This is a genomic window from Salegentibacter sp. BDJ18, from assembly GCF_017579965.1.
Classification (GTDB): Bacteria; Bacteroidota; Bacteroidia; order Flavobacteriales; family Flavobacteriaceae; genus Salegentibacter.
Genome location: NZ_JAFLQX010000003.1, coordinates 205614 through 226446, shown reverse-complemented (window position 1 = coordinate 226446; position 20833 = coordinate 205614). Strand labels below are relative to the sequence as shown.

23 protein-coding genes are annotated in these 20833 nt (G+C 37.8%); 13 read left to right on the top strand and 10 right to left on the bottom strand.

The window, feature by feature from the left end; genetic code table 11:
- Positions 1 to 137: 137 nt before the first annotated feature.
- Both rnhA and purN read right to left on the bottom strand, forming a co-directional pair.
- Positions 138 to 605, bottom strand: coding sequence for a ribonuclease HI (gene rnhA, locus J0871_RS03560; RefSeq protein ID WP_208223489.1), 468 nt, complete (start codon positions 603 to 605; stop codon positions 138 to 140).
- A complete protein-coding gene (gene purN, locus J0871_RS03555; RefSeq protein ID WP_208223487.1) occupies positions 605 to 1204 on the bottom strand; it encodes a phosphoribosylglycinamide formyltransferase in 600 nt (199 codons plus the stop codon). The genes rnhA and purN overlap by 1 nt, the downstream gene beginning before the upstream one ends.
- Before the next feature lie 148 nt (positions 1205 to 1352).
- Here purN and J0871_RS03550 point away from each other — a divergent pair, with 148 nt between their 5' ends.
- The 5 genes from J0871_RS03550 to pyk all read left to right on the top strand — a co-directional run bounded on the left by J0871_RS03550 (position 1353) and on the right by pyk (position 5632).
- Complete coding sequence (locus J0871_RS03550) at positions 1353 to 1589, top strand: acyl carrier protein (protein WP_013069791.1); 237 nt, start codon at positions 1353 to 1355, stop codon at positions 1587 to 1589.
- A 16-nt stretch (positions 1590 to 1605) separates the two neighbouring features.
- Positions 1606 to 2859 carry a beta-ketoacyl-ACP synthase II gene (fabF, locus tag J0871_RS03545; protein WP_208223921.1) on the top strand — a complete coding sequence of 418 codons (1254 nt, stop codon included), beginning with the start codon at positions 1606 to 1608 and terminating at the stop codon, positions 2857 to 2859.
- Between the two features lie 9 nt (positions 2860 to 2868).
- Positions 2869 to 3600: a ribonuclease III gene (gene rnc, locus J0871_RS03540; RefSeq protein ID WP_208223485.1), complete on the top strand. Its 732-nt coding sequence runs from the start codon at positions 2869 to 2871 to the stop codon at positions 3598 to 3600.
- A gap of 113 nt (positions 3601 to 3713) precedes the next feature.
- Entirely contained in the window at positions 3714 to 4202 is a 489-nt protein-coding gene (locus tag J0871_RS03535; protein ID WP_075325310.1) for an IPExxxVDY family protein, read from the top strand.
- The gene (gene pyk, locus J0871_RS03530; protein WP_075325309.1) at positions 4202 to 5632 is read left to right on the top strand and encodes a pyruvate kinase; all 1431 of its coding nucleotides are present in this window, start codon (positions 4202 to 4204) and stop codon (positions 5630 to 5632) included. The genes J0871_RS03535 and pyk overlap by 1 nt, the downstream gene beginning before the upstream one ends.
- A gap of 56 nt (positions 5633 to 5688) precedes the next feature.
- Here the strand turns inward: pyk and dinB are convergent, their stop codons facing one another.
- Positions 5689 to 6792, bottom strand: a complete 1104-nt coding sequence (dinB, locus tag J0871_RS03525) for a DNA polymerase IV (RefSeq protein WP_208223483.1) — start codon at positions 6790 to 6792, stop codon at positions 5689 to 5691.
- Between the two features lie 118 nt (positions 6793 to 6910).
- On the opposite strand from dinB, the gene J0871_RS03520 reads away from it, so the two are divergent.
- Genes J0871_RS03520 through J0871_RS03495 form a run of 6 tightly spaced genes read left to right on the top strand, consistent with a single transcriptional unit; the run spans position 6911 to position 9401 of the window.
- Positions 6911 to 7150 carry a hypothetical protein gene (locus J0871_RS03520; protein ID WP_208223478.1) on the top strand — a complete coding sequence of 80 codons (240 nt, stop codon included), beginning with the start codon at positions 6911 to 6913 and terminating at the stop codon, positions 7148 to 7150.
- On the top strand, positions 7141 to 7434 hold the full coding sequence (locus J0871_RS03515) for a type II toxin-antitoxin system RelE/ParE family toxin (protein ID WP_208223477.1): 294 nt from the start codon (positions 7141 to 7143) through the stop codon (positions 7432 to 7434). The genes J0871_RS03520 and J0871_RS03515 overlap by 10 nt, the downstream gene beginning before the upstream one ends.
- 10 nt (positions 7435 to 7444) lie before the next feature.
- A complete protein-coding gene (locus tag J0871_RS03510; protein ID WP_208223476.1) occupies positions 7445 to 8110 on the top strand; it encodes an NAD(P)H-binding protein in 666 nt (221 codons plus the stop codon).
- A complete protein-coding gene (locus tag J0871_RS03505) occupies positions 8111 to 8578 on the top strand; it encodes a CYTH domain-containing protein (protein WP_208223475.1) in 468 nt (155 codons plus the stop codon).
- Positions 8579 to 8586: 8 nt separating this feature from the next.
- Positions 8587 to 9087: a YciI family protein gene (locus tag J0871_RS03500; protein ID WP_208223474.1), complete on the top strand. Its 501-nt coding sequence runs from the start codon at positions 8587 to 8589 to the stop codon at positions 9085 to 9087.
- A 32-nt stretch (positions 9088 to 9119) separates the two neighbouring features.
- The gene (locus J0871_RS03495; RefSeq protein ID WP_208223473.1) at positions 9120 to 9401 is read left to right on the top strand and encodes a GNAT family N-acetyltransferase; all 282 of its coding nucleotides are present in this window, start codon (positions 9120 to 9122) and stop codon (positions 9399 to 9401) included.
- Positions 9402 to 9445: 44 nt separating this feature from the next.
- Here J0871_RS03495 and trxA read toward each other — a convergent pair whose 3' ends face one another.
- The 7 genes from trxA to J0871_RS03460 form a co-directional block, all read right to left on the bottom strand.
- Complete coding sequence (gene trxA / locus J0871_RS03490) at positions 9446 to 9745, bottom strand: thioredoxin (protein WP_075325302.1); 300 nt, start codon at positions 9743 to 9745, stop codon at positions 9446 to 9448.
- A gap of 233 nt (positions 9746 to 9978) precedes the next feature.
- Complete coding sequence (locus J0871_RS03485) at positions 9979 to 11385, bottom strand: efflux transporter outer membrane subunit (RefSeq protein ID WP_208223464.1); 1407 nt, start codon at positions 11383 to 11385, stop codon at positions 9979 to 9981.
- Positions 11386 to 11387: 2 nt separating this feature from the next.
- Complete coding sequence (locus J0871_RS03480; RefSeq protein ID WP_208223462.1) at positions 11388 to 14549, bottom strand: efflux RND transporter permease subunit; 3162 nt, start codon at positions 14547 to 14549, stop codon at positions 11388 to 11390.
- Between the two features lie 9 nt (positions 14550 to 14558).
- Complete coding sequence (locus J0871_RS03475; RefSeq protein ID WP_208223460.1) at positions 14559 to 15683, bottom strand: efflux RND transporter periplasmic adaptor subunit; 1125 nt, start codon at positions 15681 to 15683, stop codon at positions 14559 to 14561.
- A 16-nt stretch (positions 15684 to 15699) separates the two neighbouring features.
- Entirely contained in the window at positions 15700 to 16188 is a 489-nt protein-coding gene (locus tag J0871_RS03470; RefSeq protein ID WP_208223458.1) for a transcriptional regulator, read from the bottom strand.
- 70 nt (positions 16189 to 16258) lie between these two features.
- Entirely contained in the window at positions 16259 to 17101 is an 843-nt protein-coding gene (locus tag J0871_RS03465; protein ID WP_208223456.1) for a phospholipase A, read from the bottom strand.
- A gap of 130 nt (positions 17102 to 17231) precedes the next feature.
- Entirely contained in the window at positions 17232 to 18308 is a 1077-nt protein-coding gene (locus J0871_RS03460; protein ID WP_208223454.1) for an isoaspartyl peptidase/L-asparaginase, read from the bottom strand.
- 201 nt (positions 18309 to 18509) lie between these two features.
- Between J0871_RS03460 and J0871_RS03455 the strand changes: the two genes are divergently transcribed.
- Both J0871_RS03455 and J0871_RS03450 read left to right on the top strand, forming a co-directional pair.
- Positions 18510 to 19052 carry a 3-hydroxyanthranilate 3,4-dioxygenase gene (locus tag J0871_RS03455; protein WP_208223452.1) on the top strand — a complete coding sequence of 181 codons (543 nt, stop codon included), beginning with the start codon at positions 18510 to 18512 and terminating at the stop codon, positions 19050 to 19052.
- Between the two features lie 61 nt (positions 19053 to 19113).
- On the top strand, positions 19114 to 20667 hold the full coding sequence (locus J0871_RS03450; protein WP_070054440.1) for an aldehyde dehydrogenase family protein: 1554 nt from the start codon (positions 19114 to 19116) through the stop codon (positions 20665 to 20667).
- Positions 20668 to 20833 lie beyond the last annotated feature (166 nt).

Here is a 20833-nt window from a genome sequence, read left to right as displayed (position 1 = left end):
TTGTTTTTCAAGGGTTCAATCAAAATTACTCGATAATCGAGATTTAAATATTGTACGTTTTGTCTCGAAACCAGGATATAATATTAATAATGCCTTTATGGTTCATTTCGAATACTCTACTTAAAGATTAATTCCGTTCAATTTTGTTGAAAACCTTCATCTATCAGAAGCCTTTTTTCTTTTGAGGCGGCTACCGCCAAAGCGTCGCAGCGTTCGTTTTGCGGATGGTCATTATGTCCCTTTATCCACCTAAAGCCTACATTATGTTTGCGTATTTCTTTTAGAAATTCTATCCAGAGATCGGCATTTTTTCGGTCTTTAAAATTTTTCTTTTCCCAGCCAAATACCCATTTTTTGTTAACCGCATCTGCAACATATTTTGAATCGGTAAATACAATGGCAGAAATTCCGGGCTTTTTCAGCTTTTTTAAAGCTTCAATTACTGCCAGCAATTCCATCCTATTATTAGTGGTGTGTTTAAATCCTTTTGCGAATTCTTTGCGATAGGCTTTTCCTACCCACTCCATTACAATGCCGTAACCGCCGGGGCCGGGATTTCCTCTCGCGGCGCCATCGGTATAAATGTGTACCTGGGCTGTTTGCACTATTGTGATTTCTTTTGAAGTAATTGCTGAAGAATTTCTGGGAAATGTTTGTATTCCAGCTTATGTATTTTTTCTGCAAGACTTTCGGGTGTATCTTCTTCTGAAATATCTGTTTTCGCCTGAAAGATTATTTCACCATCATCATAATTTTCATTTACATAATGAATGCTAATCCCGCTTTCTTTTTCCTTATTTTGAATTATAGCTTCGTGCACATGCATTCCATACATTCCTTTACCGCCATATTTTGGAAGTAGCGCCGGATGTATGTTTATAATTTTATTGGGAAAACGTTTTAAAATGTCTTCGGGGAAAATCCACATAAATCCTGCTAAAACAATTAAATCTGGATTTATATCTTCTAAAATATGCAGAACATCGTAACTATTATAGAGTGCATCCCGGTCAAAATGAAGCGCTTTAACATTGAGATCGTGTGCTCTTTTTAGCACTTTAGCCGATCTTTTGTTCGAGAAAACCGCTACCACACTGGCATTGGGCTGTTTCTGAAAAAATTTAATGATATTTTCGGCGTTGGTTCCCGAGCCGGAAGCAAAGACAACTATTTTTTTTTGTAGGGTATGGGTTGGATTGCTCAAAATAAGCTTGTTAACAATTATTAGAATGTAAAATTAAGTCCTTTCAACTAAATTTATGTAAATTACGATCACATTTTTAAAGTAAAAATCGGTTTTAAAATAAAGTTTTTTATTTTTGCCACCTAATCAAAATTAAAATAAAAGTATTATGTCAGACATTGCATCAAGAGTAAAAGCGATTATCGTTGACAAGTTAGGTGTTGACGAGAACGAGGTTGTAAACGAAGCAAGCTTCACAAACGATCTGGGTGCTGATTCATTGGACACTGTGGAATTGATCATGGAATTCGAAAAAGAATTCGATATCCAGATTCCTGATGACCAGGCTGAGAACATTGCCACAGTAGGTCAGGCAATTTCTTATATTGAAGACGCAAAAAAATAAAAAGAGTATAGACCATATGGAGTTGAAGCGAGTTGTAGTAACGGGCCTGGGAGCCCTAACCCCCATTGGTAACAATATTGAAGAATATTGGGAGGCTTTGGTAGCCGGAAAAAGTGGTGGTGCGCCTATTACCTATTTCGATACTGAAAAATTCAAAACCAAATTCGCTTGTGAACTCAAAAATTTTGACCCGCTCGATTTCTTTGACCGTAAGGAAGTAAGAAGGCTGGACAGGTTTGCCCAATATGCCATTGTAGCTTCAGATGAAGCAATAAAAGATTCCGGCATCAACCTGGAGACTGTAAACAAGTACCGTGTTGGTGTAATATGGGGGGCCGGAATTGGCGGATTGGAAACTTTTCAGAACGAAGTGATAAACTTCGCGACGGGAGATGGTACACCAAGGTTTAATCCTTTCTTTATTCCTAAGATGATTGCAGATATTGCCCCTGGTAATATTTCCATTCGTCATGGGTTTATGGGAGCAAATTATACTACCGTTTCAGCTTGTGCATCTGCAGCAAATGCTATGATAGATGCATTAAATAATATTAGGCTGGGACATAGTGATATTATTGTTTCCGGAGGTTCTGAAGCTGCGGTAACTATGGCTGGTATGGGTGGTTTTAATGCTATGCACGCCCTTTCTACACAAAACGATAACCCCGAAACGGCATCAAGACCTTTTGATGCTACTCGAGACGGATTTGTGTTAGGGGAAGGTGCCGGTACACTTATTCTTGAAGAATATGAACATGCCAAAGCCAGAGGAGCTAAAATTTATGCTGAAGTACTTGGAGGAGGATTATCTTCTGATGCTTACCATATGACGGCACCACATCCTGAAGGAAACGGAGTTGTTGCGGTTATGGAAAACTGTCTTCGAAATGCAGAAATGAAGCCCGAAGATGTAGATGCCATTAATACGCACGGAACTTCTACTCCATTAGGAGACGTAGCCGAATTAAAAGCGATAAGTAAGGTTTTTGGTGAACACGCCAAAACAATTAATATTAATTCAACAAAATCAATGACCGGGCATTTGCTTGGTGCTGCAGGAGCTGTAGAAGCAATTTCTGCAATTTTGTCTATGAAACATGGAATAGTACCACCTACTATTAACCACGAACATAAAGATGAAAATATTGATCCTGAATTAAACCTTACTCTAAACAAGACCCAAAAACGTGATGTAAAGGTGGTGATGAGCAACACGTTTGGATTTGGAGGTCACAACGCTTGTTTATTATTTAAAAGATTTGATGAATAACCTTTAATTATGGGCGTTCTTCGAAATATATTAAATTCCCGTTCTGATAAAGGCGGGAATTTTTTTTCCATTTTATATAAAATTCTGGGATTTAAGCCCAAGAATATTCTTCACTACCGTAAAGCCTTTACCCACCGTTCTTTAAATATTAAAGATGAAAAGGGAAATGCGGTGAGTTTTGAACGCCTGGAGTTCCTGGGAGATGCCATGTTAAGCGCTGTAATAGCTTCCCACCTTTTCAAAGCAGTTCCTGGCGGGAATGAGGGCTATCTTACCAAAATGCGTTCTAAAGTTGTTAGCCGAAAGCATTTAAATGAGCTTGGTAAAGACCTGAAACTTATAGACCACGTTCAAACTAATATTCCCAAAGATCAATTTGGAGCAAATATTCACGGCAATTTATTTGAAGCATTAATTGGCGCAATATATCTAGACCGCGGTTATAAATATTGTAAGCGTTTTATTTACGAAAGAGTGATAGATCCTTATGTAGATATAGAGCAATTAGAAGGCCAGGTAATAAGTTATAAAAGTCTGTTTATTGAGTGGTGTCAAAAAGAAAAACGGGAATTTGACTTTGAAGTTTATGAAGATACCGGGAACGATGAAATAAAGCATTTTGCTGTAAAATTGAGGTTAGATGATAAAGTTGTTGCCAAGGCAAGGGCAACCTCCAAAAAGAAAGCCGAAGAAAAAACAGCAAAAAGGGCTTATTATGCACTTCAAAATAAAATCACATAAAATTATGAAATTAGTGCAAACTATAACGTTTTCGTAGATAAATACGAAGTTTTGGTAGGATAAACCTTCATTTTTCTCAATCTTATCTTATCTTTAACCTTAAATTAAAAGCTATGCAATCTCATAAAATGCTGCTTGAGGATGTAGAGGAAGATGATTTTGGCTTAATAGCACTATATGGTGATTTAGAAGAATATAAGATGGCCTATTTATTAAATAAGCATCTTAAACTTCAATTAAAAAGAGAACGCAGGGATATAGACTTCAACCATAAATCGGTAGAAGCTTTCTACGCCCATTATACCTTTAAAGATCTGGCGAATTTCAGGTCTTATCACCTTGTGGCCAATAAGTTTAAAGGAGAACCTAAAAAGATATTAAGCTCGGGTTCTTTATTTGAAGAGGAAGAAGTTAGACCCTTACAGGTAAACCTGGTACCTGAGTATAAAAAGGTAGATTTCTTTCTTAAAATAGACGAGGAGCTAAATCAAAAAGACCTCAATTTACTTGTTAATGCCATAAGCCAGATACCGCAGGTAATAGCAGTTTATAAAATTGACACAGATTTATTAAAATCTAAACAAAATTTAATTTTTGAATAATGCCAACAAATAAGAAGACTAAAATCGTTGCAACCCTAGGCCCGGCAACGAGTTCCAAAGAAACCTTAGATAAAATGCTCCAGGCCGGAGTAAACGTTTTTAGAGTTAATTTTTCCCACGCTAATTATGACGATGTAAAAGAACGCATTAACATGATTAGAGATCTGAACAAAGAAAAAGGCTACAATGCCGCAATTCTTGGAGATTTACAGGGTCCTAAACTTCGGGTAGGAGTGATGAAAGACGAAGTGGTAGTTTCAGAAGGTGATGAGATTATTTTTGCTACCGGAAAAGAATTTAAAGGAACCGCAGAACGCGTTTATATGAATTATGAAACTTTTCCGCAAGATGTAGCTGCGGGAGAGCGTATTCTTTTAGACGATGGTAAACTTATTTTTGAAGTAGTAAGTACAAATAAAAAAGATGAGGTTAAAACCCGGGTAATCCAGGGTGGACCTTTAAAATCTAAGAAAGGTGTAAACCTTCCAAATACTAATATTTCGCTTCCTGCTTTAACTGAAAAGGATGTGAAAGACGCTATTTTTGCTTGTGAGATGCAGGTAGACTGGATGGCTCTTTCTTTTGTGCGTCACGCAGAAGATTTAAAAGAACTGCAAGATTTAATTAAAAAGCACAGCGAATATAAAATCCCAATTATAGCCAAAATCGAAAAACCGGAAGGTGTAGCCAATATTGATAAAATTGTGGCTTATTGTGACGGTTTAATGGTGGCTCGTGGAGATTTAGGAGTAGAAATTCCTGCGCAGGAAGTTCCGCTTATTCAAAAGAAATTGGTTCTTACAGCTAAAAAAGCGAGAATACCTGTAATTATTGCTACTCAAATGATGGAGACGATGATTACCAGTCTTACGCCAACAAGAGCCGAAGTTAATGACGTAGCGAACTCTGTTATGGATGGTGCCGATGCGGTAATGCTTAGTGGAGAAACTTCAGTAGGGCAGTACCCGGTACAGGTGATTCAAAAGATGACCCAAATTTTGGAGAGTGTTGAAAACTCACCATTGATTAAAGTTCCTCACGATCCGCCGCATGTACGTACCAAGCGTTATATTACCAAATCTGTTTGTTATCACGCGGCCCATATGGCTAACGAAATTAAGGCCAAAGCAATTTGTACCTTAACCAATAGCGGGTATACAGCTTTCCAGATCTCTGCATGGAGGCCTGAAGCGCATATTTTGGTGTATACTTCTAATAATAGAATTCTCTCACAACTTAGTTTATTATGGGGTGTTAAAGCTTTCCATTATGATAAATTTGTAAGTACAGACGAAACTATAGAAGATATTAACCGCATTGCAAAAGAGAAATCTTTTGTAGAGGTGGGAGATTATACCATTAACCTGGCTGCTATGCCAATTGGTGAAAAAGGTATGGTAAATACGCTAAGGATTTCAGAAATAGAATAATCTAATAATATTTATACTTAAAGCCCCGAATACACTCTATTTGGGGCTTTTTTTGTTTAAAATTCAAACTTTAGCTGTACTTCAACTTTTTTCTCTTCTTCCGGCTTCTTTTCGTTTTTATCGGTATTTAGGTTGGAAAGGGAAATTCCCAAAAGTCGCACAGAATTCTTCATTTTTTCCTGGTATAATAACTCCCTTGCATTTTCAAGAATTAATTCTTTACTGGAGATATAGAACGAAATAGTTTTACTGCGAGTCTGCAGGGTAAAATCGCTATACTTTATTTTCAGGGTCACCGTTTTACCAGCAACCTTGCTTTTTTTGAGTCGGCGTTCTATTTCTTCGGCAATGTTTTCCAGCCTTTCCAGCATAAAAATTTCCGAAGAGATATTTTCATTAAAAGTGCGTTCGGCACCAAGAGATTTTCTTATTCGGTTTGGTTTTACTTCGCTCAAATGTATACCGCGAACCACATTGTAATAATGCGCACCGCTTTTCCCGAATTTTTCGGTTAAATATTCCTGAGATTTCTTTTTCAGGTCTTTCCCCGTAAAAATACCCAGCATATACATTTTTTCAGCAGTCACTTTACCTACTCCGTGAAATTTCCTGATGTCTAAAACTTCCAAAAAGGCTTCCACTTCTTCAGGATTTACCGTTTTTTGTCCGTTAGGTTTATTAAAATCACTGGCAATCTTTGCGATAAATTTATTGATAGAAATTCCTGCCGAGGCATTTAAGCCTGTTTTCTTCTTAATTTTCTCACGTATTTCTTTTGCAATTAGGCTTGCACTGGGATTTCCTTTTTTGTTTTCGGTTACGTCCAGGTAAGCTTCATCTAAAGAAAGTGGCTCTACCAGGTCTGTATATTCATAAAAGATCTTCCTTATTTGCTGTGAAATTTCCCGGTAACGGTCAAAACGGGTTTTTACAAAGATTAGATGCGGGCAATTACGTTTAGCAATTACGCTACTCATAGCGCTTTTAACGCCATATTTTCGCGCTTCATAACTTGCTGCGCTAACAACACCTCTTTGCGAACTTCCGCCCACAGCAATCGCCTTACCTCGTAATTCGGGATTATCCAGTTGTTCTACCGAAGCATAGAACGCATCCATATCTATATGAATGATTTTTCGAAGAGGAAGGTTTTGGTTCACTTTACAAAGTTAAAGAAACTTCAAGTTGTCTGGAAAGCTATTTATTTCCCAAACCTGTTATAAAATCTTTCAACTTCAGAAATTTAAAAATCGTAACTTTATAAAAATCAATTAAAAAATGAAGAAAGAGAAGGAACTTAAGCAACGGGTTTTGGCTTACGTTCAGGAAGCTGATGAAGAATTACTTCATCTTATAGCAGAAGTGGCTGAAACTTATAAAAAGCAAAAAAAAGGTGATTGGTGGGATGAGCTTAGCGAAATTGAGAAAGTTGCTATTCAAAAAGGCTTAGAGGATGCCAATAACGATAAGGTGTTAGCTAATGAAGATGTTATGCGAATGTTTAAAAAATGGCATTAGAGATCTTTTGGGCAGAGACTGCAAAGACAGGTTTGCAGAGAGTGCTGGAATATTTGGAAGAAAATTGGACTGAAAAAGAAATACTTAAACTCGAAGAAAAACTTAAAGTAGTTATTCAAATCATCATTTTAAACCCAGAATTTTTTCCTAAGTCCACTCAAAACCCTAAGCTTTTTAAAGCTTTGATAGATAAAAATAATTACCTAGTTTATAGAGAAAATAAAGAGAAACAAAGAATCGAAATAATTAATTTTAGAGGAACCAGACAAAGACCGGTTCATTAATAAATAGTATATGCCAAAAACAGCAATAATTTTAGGAGCTACCGGCCTAACCGGAGGAATGTTACTACAGCAATTACTTGAAGACGACAGGTATGAGAAAATCAAACTTTTCTCAAGGAATTCAGTAGAAATAAACAATCCTAAAATCGAAGAACATTTAATAGATCTTTTTAAGCTCGAAGAGCATAAAGATAAATTTACCGGGGACGAGGTTTTTTGTTGCGTGGGCACCACCAAAAAGAAAACCCCAGATCACAACACCTACACCAAAATTGATCGCGGAATTCCTGTGACAGCGGCCAGGCTTTGTAAAGCAAATAATATAGATACGTTCCTGGTAGTTTCGGCACTTGGAGCGAATCCCAAAAGCAGGGTGTTTTATAACCGTATCAAAGGGAAAATGGAGAAAGAGGTATTAGAGCAGGAAATTAAGAATACCTATATCTTACAACCCTCGCTTATTACCGGCGAGCGGAAGGAAAGCCGAAGCTTTGAAAAAGTTGGAAAAGTAATGCTCAATTTTATCAATCCGTTTTTCCTGGGAACATTACGTAAATACAAGTCTATTTCGGCTGAAAGTATTGCCAGGGCTATGGTAGCCATTGCTAATAAGCCCGAATTGGACGTAGAAAGAATTCCTTCAGATGAAATTAAAAATATAGCACACAATAATTAAATGCAGGAAATTGAACGTAAATACCTTGTACTTTCAGAAGATTTTAAAAAGGAATCATTTAAAAATTTCAGGATAAAACAAGGATTTTTAAATACCGATCCCGAACGTACAGTGCGCTTAAGAATTACCGGCGATAATGCGTTTATTACCATTAAAGGGAAATCTTCTAAAAACGGACTTACACGTTTTGAATGGGAAAAGGAAATTGATATAAAGGAAGCCGAAGCGCTATTTGGACTTTGTGAACCGGGAATTATAGAAAAAACCCGGTATTTGGTGAAAGGCGGTAATTTTGTTTTTGAAATTGATGAATTTCACGCTGAAAATGAAGGTTTAACCGTAGCAGAAATAGAATTGAATTCTGAAACCGATACCTTTAAGAACCCCAAATGGCTGGGAGAAGAAGTAACGGGAGATATAAAATATTATAATTCCCAATTAAGCAAGAACCCGTATAAAAACTGGTAAAATTTAATATGAAGAAATTAATTTATATACTCGTTTTTCCGTTTTTAATACTTTCCTGCAAAGATATTCCGGAACAGGAGCGAGGTATTCCCGGGCCAGAGAAAGTTGAGAAGAAAAAGCCCAAAGCCAATATAGATTCTATTGCGAAACATTTAAATGATAAAGGTTATCAAACTTTTACTTATAAAGAAGGAGACAGCACTTATTTGATGCAGCAATATTATATGGTTTTTTTGAAAAAGGGCAAAAACCGCAACCAGGATTCTACTGAAGCGGCAAAACTGCAAAAGGAACACCTGGCTTATTTAAGCAGAATGGCACAAGAAGGCTATGCAAGCTTAATTGGCCCCTTTGGTGATGACGGGGATATTCGTGGAATTGCGGTTTATAATACTGCTACGCAGCAAGAAGCTGATAGTTTGGCAAAACAGGATCCTATGGTAAAAGCCGGTAGATTAAAAGTTGAAGTTCATCCCTGGTGGACCGCAAAAGGCGGGAAACTGGATTAAAAACCAGACTAAAATTCTTAAAAATTTGAATTATGAAGATTGAACAAGTTGATGAAATTAAGAAGGGCTTTTTTCAAGCTTTAGAAAATGATAAAATTGCCGGAAAGATTGAATATACCTGGGCAGGCCGAAGTAAGTTTATAATAGACCATACCGAAGTTAACCCCGGTTTTAAAGGCCAGGGTATAGGCCAGAAACTAATAAAAGCTACTGTAGATTTTGCCAAAAAAAATAAGCTAAAGGTGATTCCGCTATGTCCTTTTGCAAAAAGTGTAATAGAAAAAGAACCCGAATTCCAGGAGGTTTTAGCTTAAAATAATTTCAAAAACATACATTGCTTCTCAGCTTTAGGTTTCTGTTAGGAATTAGAATTAATTATATTTACAATTTCAGCTTTTTGTAAAACTCCAGATTGTCTCCAAAGTTGCTGGCCATTTTTAAACAGCATCATTGTGGGAACACCGCGCACCTGGTATTTTCCCGCCAATTCCTGGTTTTTATCTACATCTATCTTTACAATTTTTACGCCATCGCCCAATTCGGCCTTTACATCTTTTAAAATTGGCGCCAGTGTTTTGCAAGGGCCACACCAGTCAGCATAAAAATCAACTAGAACAGGTTTTTCATCTTTTATAATATCACTAAAACTACTTTTCATTTTAATGAAATTTAAGCTTTTTTAAAGTTACTGAATTTACTCGATAATCGAGATTTAAATGCTACGAGGTTTGTCTAAAATAAAACTATTTTTCTTACAAAACGCCCCGTGGGCTCCCGCCAGATATTTTATTGGCTTAGTCGAAAATAAATTTCAATCTCAACAAAAAACAGCCCCAAAATTTAATTCTGGAGCTGTTTATTCAACAATTAACAAAACAAATTCAACACAATTTATTGCCAGCCTCCACCAAGGGCTTTATAAAGATTTACGATGGAATTCAATTTATTGTATTCAGCATTTATAAGGTTTAGCTGAGAATTTAAAGCATTTTCCCTTGCGGTTAATACTTCCAGGTAATTTATAAGACCGTTATTCAATAATTCTTCTGAATAGCCTGAAGCCTTATTGTAAGCTTCATATTCGTTTTCCAGAATATCTATGCGTTCTGTACTTGCCTGGTAATTAGAAAGTGCATCTGAAACTTCCCTGCCGGCTACCAAAATGGCTTGTTTAAAGTTTAGCAAAGCTTCTTCTTGTTGTGCCTGCGAAACTTCATACTGGGTTCTTATTTGTCGCTTATTAACAATTGGCTGTAAAAGCGAAGCACCTAAATTAGCAAAAAGGGAATTGGCATTTAATAATTTATCCAGTTCTAAACTTTGAAAACCACCTGAAGCGGTTAACGTAAGCGAAGGATAGAAGTTAGCGCGAGCCGCATTAGTAAGTTCAAAAGCATTAATTAATCGGTACTCGGCGGCAATCACATCTGGCCTGTTTCTTAGCAGCTGTGAGGGCACTCCTGTATTCAACGGACTTACAATTTTTTGTTGTGATAAGTCAGTTCGTTCTATTTCCTGTGGCCCTGCGCCCAGTAAAATGGAAAATGAATTTTCCAGCAAGCGAATTTGGTTTTCAAGCTGCACTACTAAAGCCTCGGCTGTATGCAACTGCGCTTTGGTTTGTTGTACACCAACTTCAGTCACATTTCCGGCATCTTTAAGGGCCATTGTAGTTTCCAGGCTGCTTTTCCTGGTTTCCAGGGTTTCTTTTGCAATTCTAAGTTGCTCGTCCAGGCTTAGTAATTGATAATAATTATTAGCAATATTGGAAATAAGTTGAGTCTTTACCGCTTTATGAGCAGCTTCACTTTGTAGATAAGCTGAGGTAAAAGCACGATCGTTACTTCTTATTTTTCCCCAAATATCAGCTTCCCAGGAAAGATTTCCGGTAACGTCGTATTGGGTAATACTACCGTCAAAGAAAGAACCAAACTGGCTGTTAGGAGATAAAATTTGATGATTTACGGCCGGCCCTGCACTTAGCGTAGGGAAATAACTCGCTTTCCCTTGTTTTACATAAGCTTCGGCTGCCAGCATTTGCTGTATGGCAATGCGTATATCTATATTATTCTCCAGGCCTTCTTCAATATGGTTTTTCAGAATAGGATCGGTAAAAATTTCCGTCCAGGAAATAGTGGCCATATTTAGGGAATCCTGCGGAAGATTATCTGTTCTATACAATTCTTCAGAAATCTCTTCTATTTCAGGACGTTCGTAATCTTTGGCTGCAAAACAGGAAACCAGTAAAAATGGTAAGGTTCCCCCAAGCAAAAGTTTATATATACTGTTCTTTCTCATTGTTATTCTTTTTCAGAAATTGATTTGTTTTCTGTTTTAGCTGCTTCTGGTATCCCGGTTATTTTTTCCTGTAAATGTTGGAAAATGATATAAAGAATTGGAATAATAAAAACTCCCAATATGGTACCAACTAATAAACCTCCAACAGCTCCCGTACCTATAGAGCGGTTACCTGCAGCACCTGTACCACCGGCAAAAACCAAAGGAAGTAAACCAATAATAAAGGCAAAAGAGGTCATTAAAATAGGTCTTAACCGCACTCTTGCACCCTCTAAGGCAGCATCTACAATAGAGAGGCCTGCCTGCCTTCGTTGCATGGCAAACTCTACAATAAGAATTGCGTTCTTAGCCAGCAGCCCCAGCAGCATTATTAAAGCAATTTGGAAATAAATATTTGCCTGAAGCCCTGTGAATTTAGTTACCAGATAAGAGCCCATTACCCCAACCGGCAATGAAAGTAGCACTGCGAAAGGAATAAGGTAACTTTCATACTGAGCTGAAAGAATGAAGTAAACAAACAAAATACTTAAAATCAAGATAAAAGTAGTCTGTGAGCCTGCTGAAACTTCTTCCCTGGTAAGTCCGCTATAATCTACGCTAAAATTAGAGGGTAGTGATTCTGCACTTACTTCCTGTACTGCTGCAATAGCGTCTCCAGAAGAATAACCCGGAGCCGGGGCGCCGTTTATAGTTGCGGAGTTAAATAGGTTAAACCTGGTTACCGATTGCGGACCGTAAACCCGTTTTAAGCTTACAAATTCACTTAAAGGCGCCATTTCTCCCTGAGAGTTTCTTACAAAAAGAGAATTTAAATCGTCGGTGCCGGCGCGATCTTCAGGTAAAGCCTGAACATACACACGATATTGTTTACCAAATCTAGAGAAATCTGCTGCGTAAATACTTCCAATATACCCTTGTAATGTTGAGAAGATGGTAGAAATATCCACGCCTGCTTCTTTAGCTTTCGGAATATTTAAATCCATTTCATACTGCGGATAATTTGTGTTGAAAGAACTTTGTGCATATTGAATTTCCGGTCTTTGGGAAAGTGCTGCAATATAATTTTGGGTTTGGGTATCCAGTTCCTGGAAACTACCACCCGATCTATCTAGCAATTTAGCTTCGAATCCCCCTGAAACTCCAAAACCTGGAATACTGGGAGGAGAAAAGAATAGCATTTCGGCATCAGAAAATGAAGCGCCAATCTGGAATAATTGTCCCTGGATAGATTCTACCGATAGGTGATCTTCTTCACGTTCACTCCAGTCGTCTAATTTAATAAAACCAAGTGCATAGTTACTACCGGCTCCACCAATTAAACTAAAACCATTTACCAAAGAAACACCCTGTACACCTTCAATTTGTTGAGCTTTTTTCTCTAGTTCTGAAGTAATTCCCACGGTTCTGTCTAAAGATGCACCGGCAGGTAATTCAACATTTACAAATAATATTCCACGGTCTTCATCTGGTACAAAACCGGTTGGAGTAGTCTTAGCTCCCCAAAATATAGCAAGTACCGCAGCTACAAGGATTAGCCCTGTAATCCACTTATGTTTACTTAAAAATGAAAGGGAATTCACATACTTGTCAGTAGTTACTTTAAAAGCGGTATTAAACGAACTAAAGAAGCGCTGTAAAAAATTCTTTTTCTTATGTTCTTCGTCTTCACGATGTGGTTTTAAGAAAATGGCACAAAGCGCAGGACTTAAAGTTAAAGCATTAACTGCAGATATTGCAATAGCTACAATTAAAGTCACCCCAAATTGTTCATAGAAAACTCCTGTGGGTCCCGTGATAAAAGTTACGGGAATAAATACCGCACCCATTACCAGCGTAATAGAAATAATTGCCCCGGTAATTTCATCCATCGCTTTTCTTGTACCGCTTATGGCATCTTTAGCTCCTTCTTCCATTTTAGCGTGTACAGCTTCTACAACTACAATGGCATCATCTACCACAATACCAATAGCCAGTACCAGCGCAAATAGTGTTAATAAGTTTATAGAGTACCCAAACAGGTTTAAGAAAAAGAACGTACCAATTATGGAAACCGGTACCGCAATGGCAGGAATAAGGGTAGACCTAAAATCCTGAAGAAATATAAACACTACAATAAATACCAGTATAAACGCTTCAATAAGCGTTAAAATCACTTTATCTATAGAAGCGGTAAGAAATTCGTTGGTATCAAAATTTATGTATACCGAAAGCCCGGTTGGAAAGTCTTCTTCCATTTCGTCCAGCTTCTGGTGAATATTTTCAATAATTTCCTGGGCATTAGAACCTGGCGTTTGGTAAACAGCCATATTCACTCCCGGTTTTCCGTTAGTATACCCAATCACATTATAACCCTCGGCATCAAGTTCAACTTCTGCAACATCGTCTAACATTAGGTATTGCCCATTATCAAGGGCTTTAATAATAATATTTCGGTATTGATCTTCGTCCTGGTATCTTCCGCTATAACGCAGTACATATTCAAACGCTTCAGCATTATTTTGACCTAAAGATCCCGCAGCAGCTTCCTGACTTTGCTCATTAATGGCTCCAATAACATCTGAAGGGATTAAATTATAAGCCGCTAATTTTTCAGGCTGAAGCCAGATTCGCATCGCATATTTCTTGGCGCCAAAAACATTTACGTTCCCAACCCCGTTAATACGCTGTAATTCTGGAATCACGTTAATATTCAGGTAATTCTGAATAAAAGTTGCGTCATATTCTTCGTTGTCTGAAACCACAGTAAAGAACATCAATGCACTGGTTTGTTCTTTTTGCGTGGTTACCCCAGATTGGGTTACTTCCTGCGGCAGTAAAGGTGTAGCTCTCGCCACACGGTTTTGAACGTTTACCGCGGCGATATCTGGATCTACTCCCTGGTCAAAGAATATTTGTATGCTGGCGCTACCGTTGTTACTGGCTGTTGAGGTAATATAATCCATTCCCTCAACCCCGTTTATTTGCTCTTCAATAGGAATAATTACACTTTCCAGTACTGTTTGAGCATTTGCCCCCGGGAAATTAGCCGAAACCTGAACCGTTGGAGGAGCAATATCTGGATATTGCGTTACGGGCAGTGTTGAAATTCCCAACACACCCAATACCACAATTATAATGGAAACGACCGTTGATAATACCGGTCTTTCTATAAATTTCTTTAGCATCTTAAAGTCTTATTTAAATACTGTATTAATAGAATTCGCAATACTATCAAAAGGAATTTCTTGCGGTTTTATTGGAGTGTTGTTTCTTAGTTTTGCCACGCCCTGAGCAACAATTTTATCGCCTTTCTTAAGGCCCGAATCAACAACAATAAGATTATTTACTCTTGAAGTTTCTGTGATAGGTGTAGAAACAGCCAAACTATCACCCTGAACTTTATAAACGTAAGTTCTTCCCTGTTGCTCATAACTTGAGATTTCAGGTACTACAATTACGTCTTCAAAAGTTTGTGGTACTCGAATCTTACCACTATTACCGTTAGATAATAGTTGATTTGGATTAGGAAATTTGGCCCTGAAGGTTACTGTACCTGTTGAAGGATCAATTTGTCCAGAAATTGTTTGAATTTTCCCTTTTTGTTCATATTCTTTACCATTGGCCAGAATTAAACTTACCTCTGGGAAATTTGATATCTTTTCTTCTATACTGCTGCCCGAAGTTTCCTGAAGAAAACTCATATAATCTTTCTCGTTCATAGAAAAGAACGCATAAACCTCATCGGTTTGGGAAACCGTAGTAAGCGGCGTAGGGTCTCCGGGAGAAACAAGTGCTCCATTTCTAAAATTAATATTACCTACATAACCATCTACCGGGCTTTTAATATTTGCATAATCAATATTTGCAGCTATACTGTTGTAGTTAGCCTGGGCCTGGGAGAGCTGTGCTTTGGCAGTTTGTAGTTGCACTTCACTAATAATATCTTTTTCAACTAAAGGTTTTAGTTTTTCAACTTCAACCCGGGCGGCATTTACATTTGCCTGGGCGGCTTCGGCATCGCCAGATAAAGATTCTGTTTCAAGCTTAAAAAGCCTTTGTCCTTTTGTTACTTTTTCTCCTGCATCTACTAAAACATCTGTGATATAACCAGAAACTTTTGCTCTAACCTGACTGTTTACTACACCCTCTATACTGGTAGGATATGAAGTGAAACCGGTAACTGTCTTTGTTTGTACTTCTAATACCGGGAGTGGTTGTGCACCCTGGCCCTGTGCTGCTTGCTGTCCTTCTTTCCCGTTAGAACAGGAAGTGAAAACGGCAGCACTTATAAACAGACTGAAATAAATTATCTTTTTCATTGCTTTTTAATGTATGTTAATGGTTGTTGATGTTCTTCTTTAATTTATTAAGCGCTGCGGTGGCTTCATCTAAAAAGTCTAACAGGCTTTTCTGAAATTCCATATCAAAGGGTGGATTTTCTTTATTCAATTCGTTGCTTTTCAGTTTGTATTCCAACACTTCTTTATGAATGCATTTTTGTGCTTCCCACTTTGCGGTTACCTCATCGATATGATTTTCCATCAGATCCGGTTTCACTATAAAATACCGCTTTCTGTCTCCAGATTTTGTGTAGTATTCAATACGGTTTGTTGTTTGAAGATGTTCTAAATGAGTAGAAACCGTACTCTTTCCGGCATTTAAATCTTTTACCAATTGCTCAAAAGTGATTCCTTTTTTACCGGTAACAATAAGCGTGGCAAAAATCCTGGCTGCAACCGGAGCTAATTGATGCTCCTTTTCAAACTGGACGCCCAATTTTTCAATTAAACGTGTTTTTTGTGCTTGTAAGTCCGTTTTGTTCATTTTAATAAATTGAAGGCGCGAAATTAATATTTAGTTCCGAATAACCCGAACCAAAAATCTAAAAGGTTTGTTAAATTGCATCGGGAAGCGATTTCAGGAAGTTTAATTCGTCTGATTTTAGAACGAAGCCTGCGCGAATCATACTCCGGTTCTCTTCAAAGTTGATTAGGCTTTCAGCATTTCCCTTATACCACTCCAACATCAAATGTAAATTAGAGGAATCAAAAGGTTTGTAAAGCAACCTGGTTCGCAAGGTTCCATTCCAGTCTTTTATGCCTTTTCTAAGCATAAGATCTACCAGTAATTTCTCTGGAATTACATTGTAAGTAAGGCTTATTTTTCCGTAGCCTACATAATCAATTAGCTCGGGATTATCCTTTTTATATTTAAATGGCAACCAGCCTTTTACGCTAATTAAAAGGTTTTTATTTATCGCGGTGTGATAACTTAAAGAAAGAGAGTTCCAGCTTCGGGAATAAATACTATCCCGCCCGTTGGATTCGTGTTCCAACTGTAAATGCGCCATTCCTGCCAAATCATCATTTTTACTATAAACGGGTTTTCCCAAGCCTACCCCGGGATTAAAATTAAGTTCGCGAAAGGGGCTTGAAAACTCATAAATATTCCAAAAAGCTTTTTGGGTATAAGTGAGAAACAAGTAGGTGTCCAACGGTAAGGTATTACGCGTAATTAATGCTTTAAAACTAATTTGATATTTTGCATCTGCAGATTTAGAATTGAGATCTTTATTTGTAGAAATTCCCGTGATAAAATAATTATCCTTGTGAATAGAAAAAGTGGGCATATTTTCTATGGTATTGTTTATTTTTTCACGTGATAAACGTTGTGAAAAAACCTCTCCATAACAGAATATAAAGACCAATATTAAAATTACACCGTACTTATTTCTCATTTGTAAGTTATTTAGAAAGTTTGCAAAATTATAATTAGTTCGGGATTTTCCGAACTAACGAATTCTAAAATTGAGTTAAAAAAAAGCCCAACCGTTTAGGTTGGGCTTGTAAAGATCTTATTAAAGAAGGTTATTCGCTATAGATTCCTATTTCCAGGTCACCTTCTTTATTCATTTTTGCACGGTACATTCCCGCGGTATTAAATTCCATGGAAACATTCCCATTACGGTCTATAGCAATGATGCCACCGTTTCCTCCCAGTTGGGGATTTTTGTTTTGAATTACTTCTTTTGCAGCTTCAGCAAGGCTCATTCCTTTATATTCCATCATTGCTGAAATATCGTAGGCTACCACGCCCCGTATAAAAAACTCTCCCCAGCCGGTTGCTGAAATCGCTGCGGTTTTATTATTAGCATAAGTTCCGGCGCCAATAATGGGAGCATCGCCTATTCGGCCCCATTTTTTATTCGTCATTCCACCCGTAGAAGTTCCTGCGGCAAGGTTTCCATTTTTGTCTAAAGCGGCACAACCAACCGTACCAAATTTAGAATCTTTAATAAACGGATCTACAAATGCAGTTTTGCTATCGTGATCCAATTCTGTTTTTTCTGAATCTCTTGCTTTTAAACGTTCTAAACTTTTAAAGCGGTTCTCGGTATAAAAATATTTTGGGTCTACAATTTCCAAATTTCGTTCTTTAGCAAATTGCTCTGCGCCTTTACCCGAAAGCATTACGTGCTCTGAATTCTCCATTACTTCCCAGGCAAGATTTATAGGGTTTTTTACCGTAGTTACTCCAGAAACTGCACCTGCATTTAGAGTTTCTCCTTCCATTATAGAAGCATCGAGTTCGTTTTTGCCATCATTGGTGAAAACAGCACCTTTCCCTGCGTTAAAGAGTGGTGAATTTTCCATGACATTTATGGTACGTTGTACAGCTTCTATCGCGGTCCCGCCGTTTGCCAGAATTTCGTGCCCGGTTCTTATGGCTTCTTCCAGCTTGGCTTTGTAAGCCTGTTCCAGAGAATCACTCATATTTTCTTTTAAAATTGTGCCGGCACCACCATGAATAACAATCCCAAAATTCCCCGCAGAATCCTGAATTTTTTCAGCTTCGGTGGATTCATTTTTTTCTGAATCTTTTTCAATTGAAATATTACAGGCTAAAAAGAGAAAAAGACTGAATAAAAGGAATATTTTTTTCATATAGAGTGTGATTTTAGGTCGAAGATACGCATTTTGTTAAGTTTTTTATTTTGCGCCAGGGATAGCAGCGTAAAGCCCACAGGAACCGATAGGCGACGAGGACTTGCAGCGCATAGCCCGTTAAGGCGCCCAAAAAGATAAGAAAATGGGGCATTTGTCTAAGCTTTAAGTTGTAATTTTAAGGAATATAAATTAGAAATCATGGCAGTAAATAAACCTTTTAATCTTAATAAATGGATTGACCAAAACCGGGAATCTCTTAAGCCGCCGGTGGGCAATCGAAATCTTTATAAAGAATCTGAAGATTATATCGTGATGGTGGTGGCAGGGCCAAATGCACGCAAGGATTATCATTATAACGAAACCGAGGAGCTTTTTTATCAATTGGAAGGCGAAATTGAAGTGCATATTCAGGAAGATGGTAAGAAAAAAACGATGAAATTAGGTCCTGGAGATATGTATTTGCATCCCGCAAAAGTGCCACATTCACCGGTTAGAAAAGAAGGTTCTATTGGGCTGGTTGTGGAGCGTAAACGTGTGCAACTTGAAGGCAAAGACGGGCTATTATGGTTTTGCGATAATTGTAACCATAAATTATATGAAGTTTATTTTCCATTAGAAGATATTGAAAAAGATTTTTTAAAGCATTTTAAACATTTCTACGGAAGTAAAGAATTACGTACCTGTGATAATTGCGGGGAAGTAATGCCGGTAGATGAGCGTTTTGTAGCCGAAACGGAATAGCATAAAAAATTTATTATTTTAGCAGAAAACACACAAAAGAACAGATAAAATTTACAATTTAATGAGTGAAATAGCAGAAAAATTCGGAATTAAACAAGCTTTAAAAGATCTTGGTTTACAGGAAACCAATAATGGAACTTCTACCGGAAAAGATTTTTTTAGTAGTGGGGAAGTTATTGAATCTTATTCTCCTGTAGACGGCGCTTTAATTGGAAAAGTAAAGGCCACCACCAAAGAAGATTACGAAAAAGTAATTACTACTGCTACTGCAGGTTTTAAAGAATGGCGCACCTGGCCGGCACCTCAGCGTGGGGAAGTGGTTCGCCAGTTCAATGATGAATTAAGAAGATTAAAAGAACCATTAGGAAAATTGGTTTCCTACGAAATGGGAAAATCTTACCAGGAAGGTTTGGGCGAAGTTCAGGAAATGATAGATATCTGCGATTTCGCAGTGGGACTTTCGCGGCAGTTACACGGTTTAACCATGCATTCTGAACGGCCCGGGCATAGAATGTACGAGCAATACCACCCGCTTGGAGTAGTTGGAATTATCTCGGCATTTAACTTTCCCGTGGCGGTTTGGTCGTGGAATACGGCATTAGCGTGGGTTTGTGGAGATGCTTGCGTTTGGAAAGGATCAGAGAAAACTCCGTTAACTTCTGTCGCCTGTCAAAATATTGCCGCTAGAGTTTTTGCTGAAAATAATGTTCCGGCAGGGATTTCTTCATTGATCACCGGCGATTATAAGGTGGGTGAAATGATGACCAACGATAAACGAGTGCCTTTAATTTCGGCTACGGGTTCTATTAGAATGGGAAAAATAGTTGCCCAGGCAGTTGCCGCAAGGTTAGGGAAATCGCTTCTTGAATTAGGAGGGAATAACGCCATAATCGTAACGCCAGATGCCGATATTAAAAATACGGTAATTGGTGCTGTATTTGGTGCTGTTGGAACTTGCGGACAGCGTTGTACTTCTACCCGAAGATTAATTATTCACGAATCTATTTATGATAAAGTAAAAGATGCTATTGTAAAAGCTTATAAGCAACTGCGCATTGGAAATCCATTGGATGAGAATAATCACGTGGGACCGCTTATCGATAAAGATGCGGTAAAAAATTATCAAAACGCTTTGGATAAAGTGGTGGAAGAAGGCGGTAAGATCTTAGTTGAAGGTGGTGTTTTGGAAGGCGAAGGTTACGAAAGCGGATGTTATGTGAAACCAGCAATAGCCGAAGCAAAAAATGAGTTTAAGATCGTACAGCACGAAACTTTTGCACCAGTACTTTATATTATGAAATATTCAGGAGATGTTTCTAACGCCCTGGAATTACAAAATGGGGTAGTGCAGGGGCTTTCTTCAGCGATAATGACCAACAATTTAAGGGAAGCCGAACGTTTTCTTTCGGTAGAAGGTTCAGATTGCGGGATTGCAAACGTGAATATAGGAACTTCAGGTGCTGAAATTGGCGGTGCTTTTGGAGGTGAAAAAGAAACCGGAGGCGGAAGAGAATCTGGTTCTGATGCGTGGAAAATCTATATGCGCAGACAAACAAATACTATTAATTATACCACTGAATTGCCGTTGGCGCAAGGTATTAAATTCGATTTGTAGTATTTAATAAAAGAATCGTTACCCTGAACTTGTTTCAGGGTCTAATAGGTATAGAAAATGACTTACAGTCTGAAATAATCCCGAAGCTTCGGGACAGAATAACAGAGTAGCCTGTTTAGAATTATGAACCAAACAAACCTCACAGCATTTAAAATCTGTGAGGTTT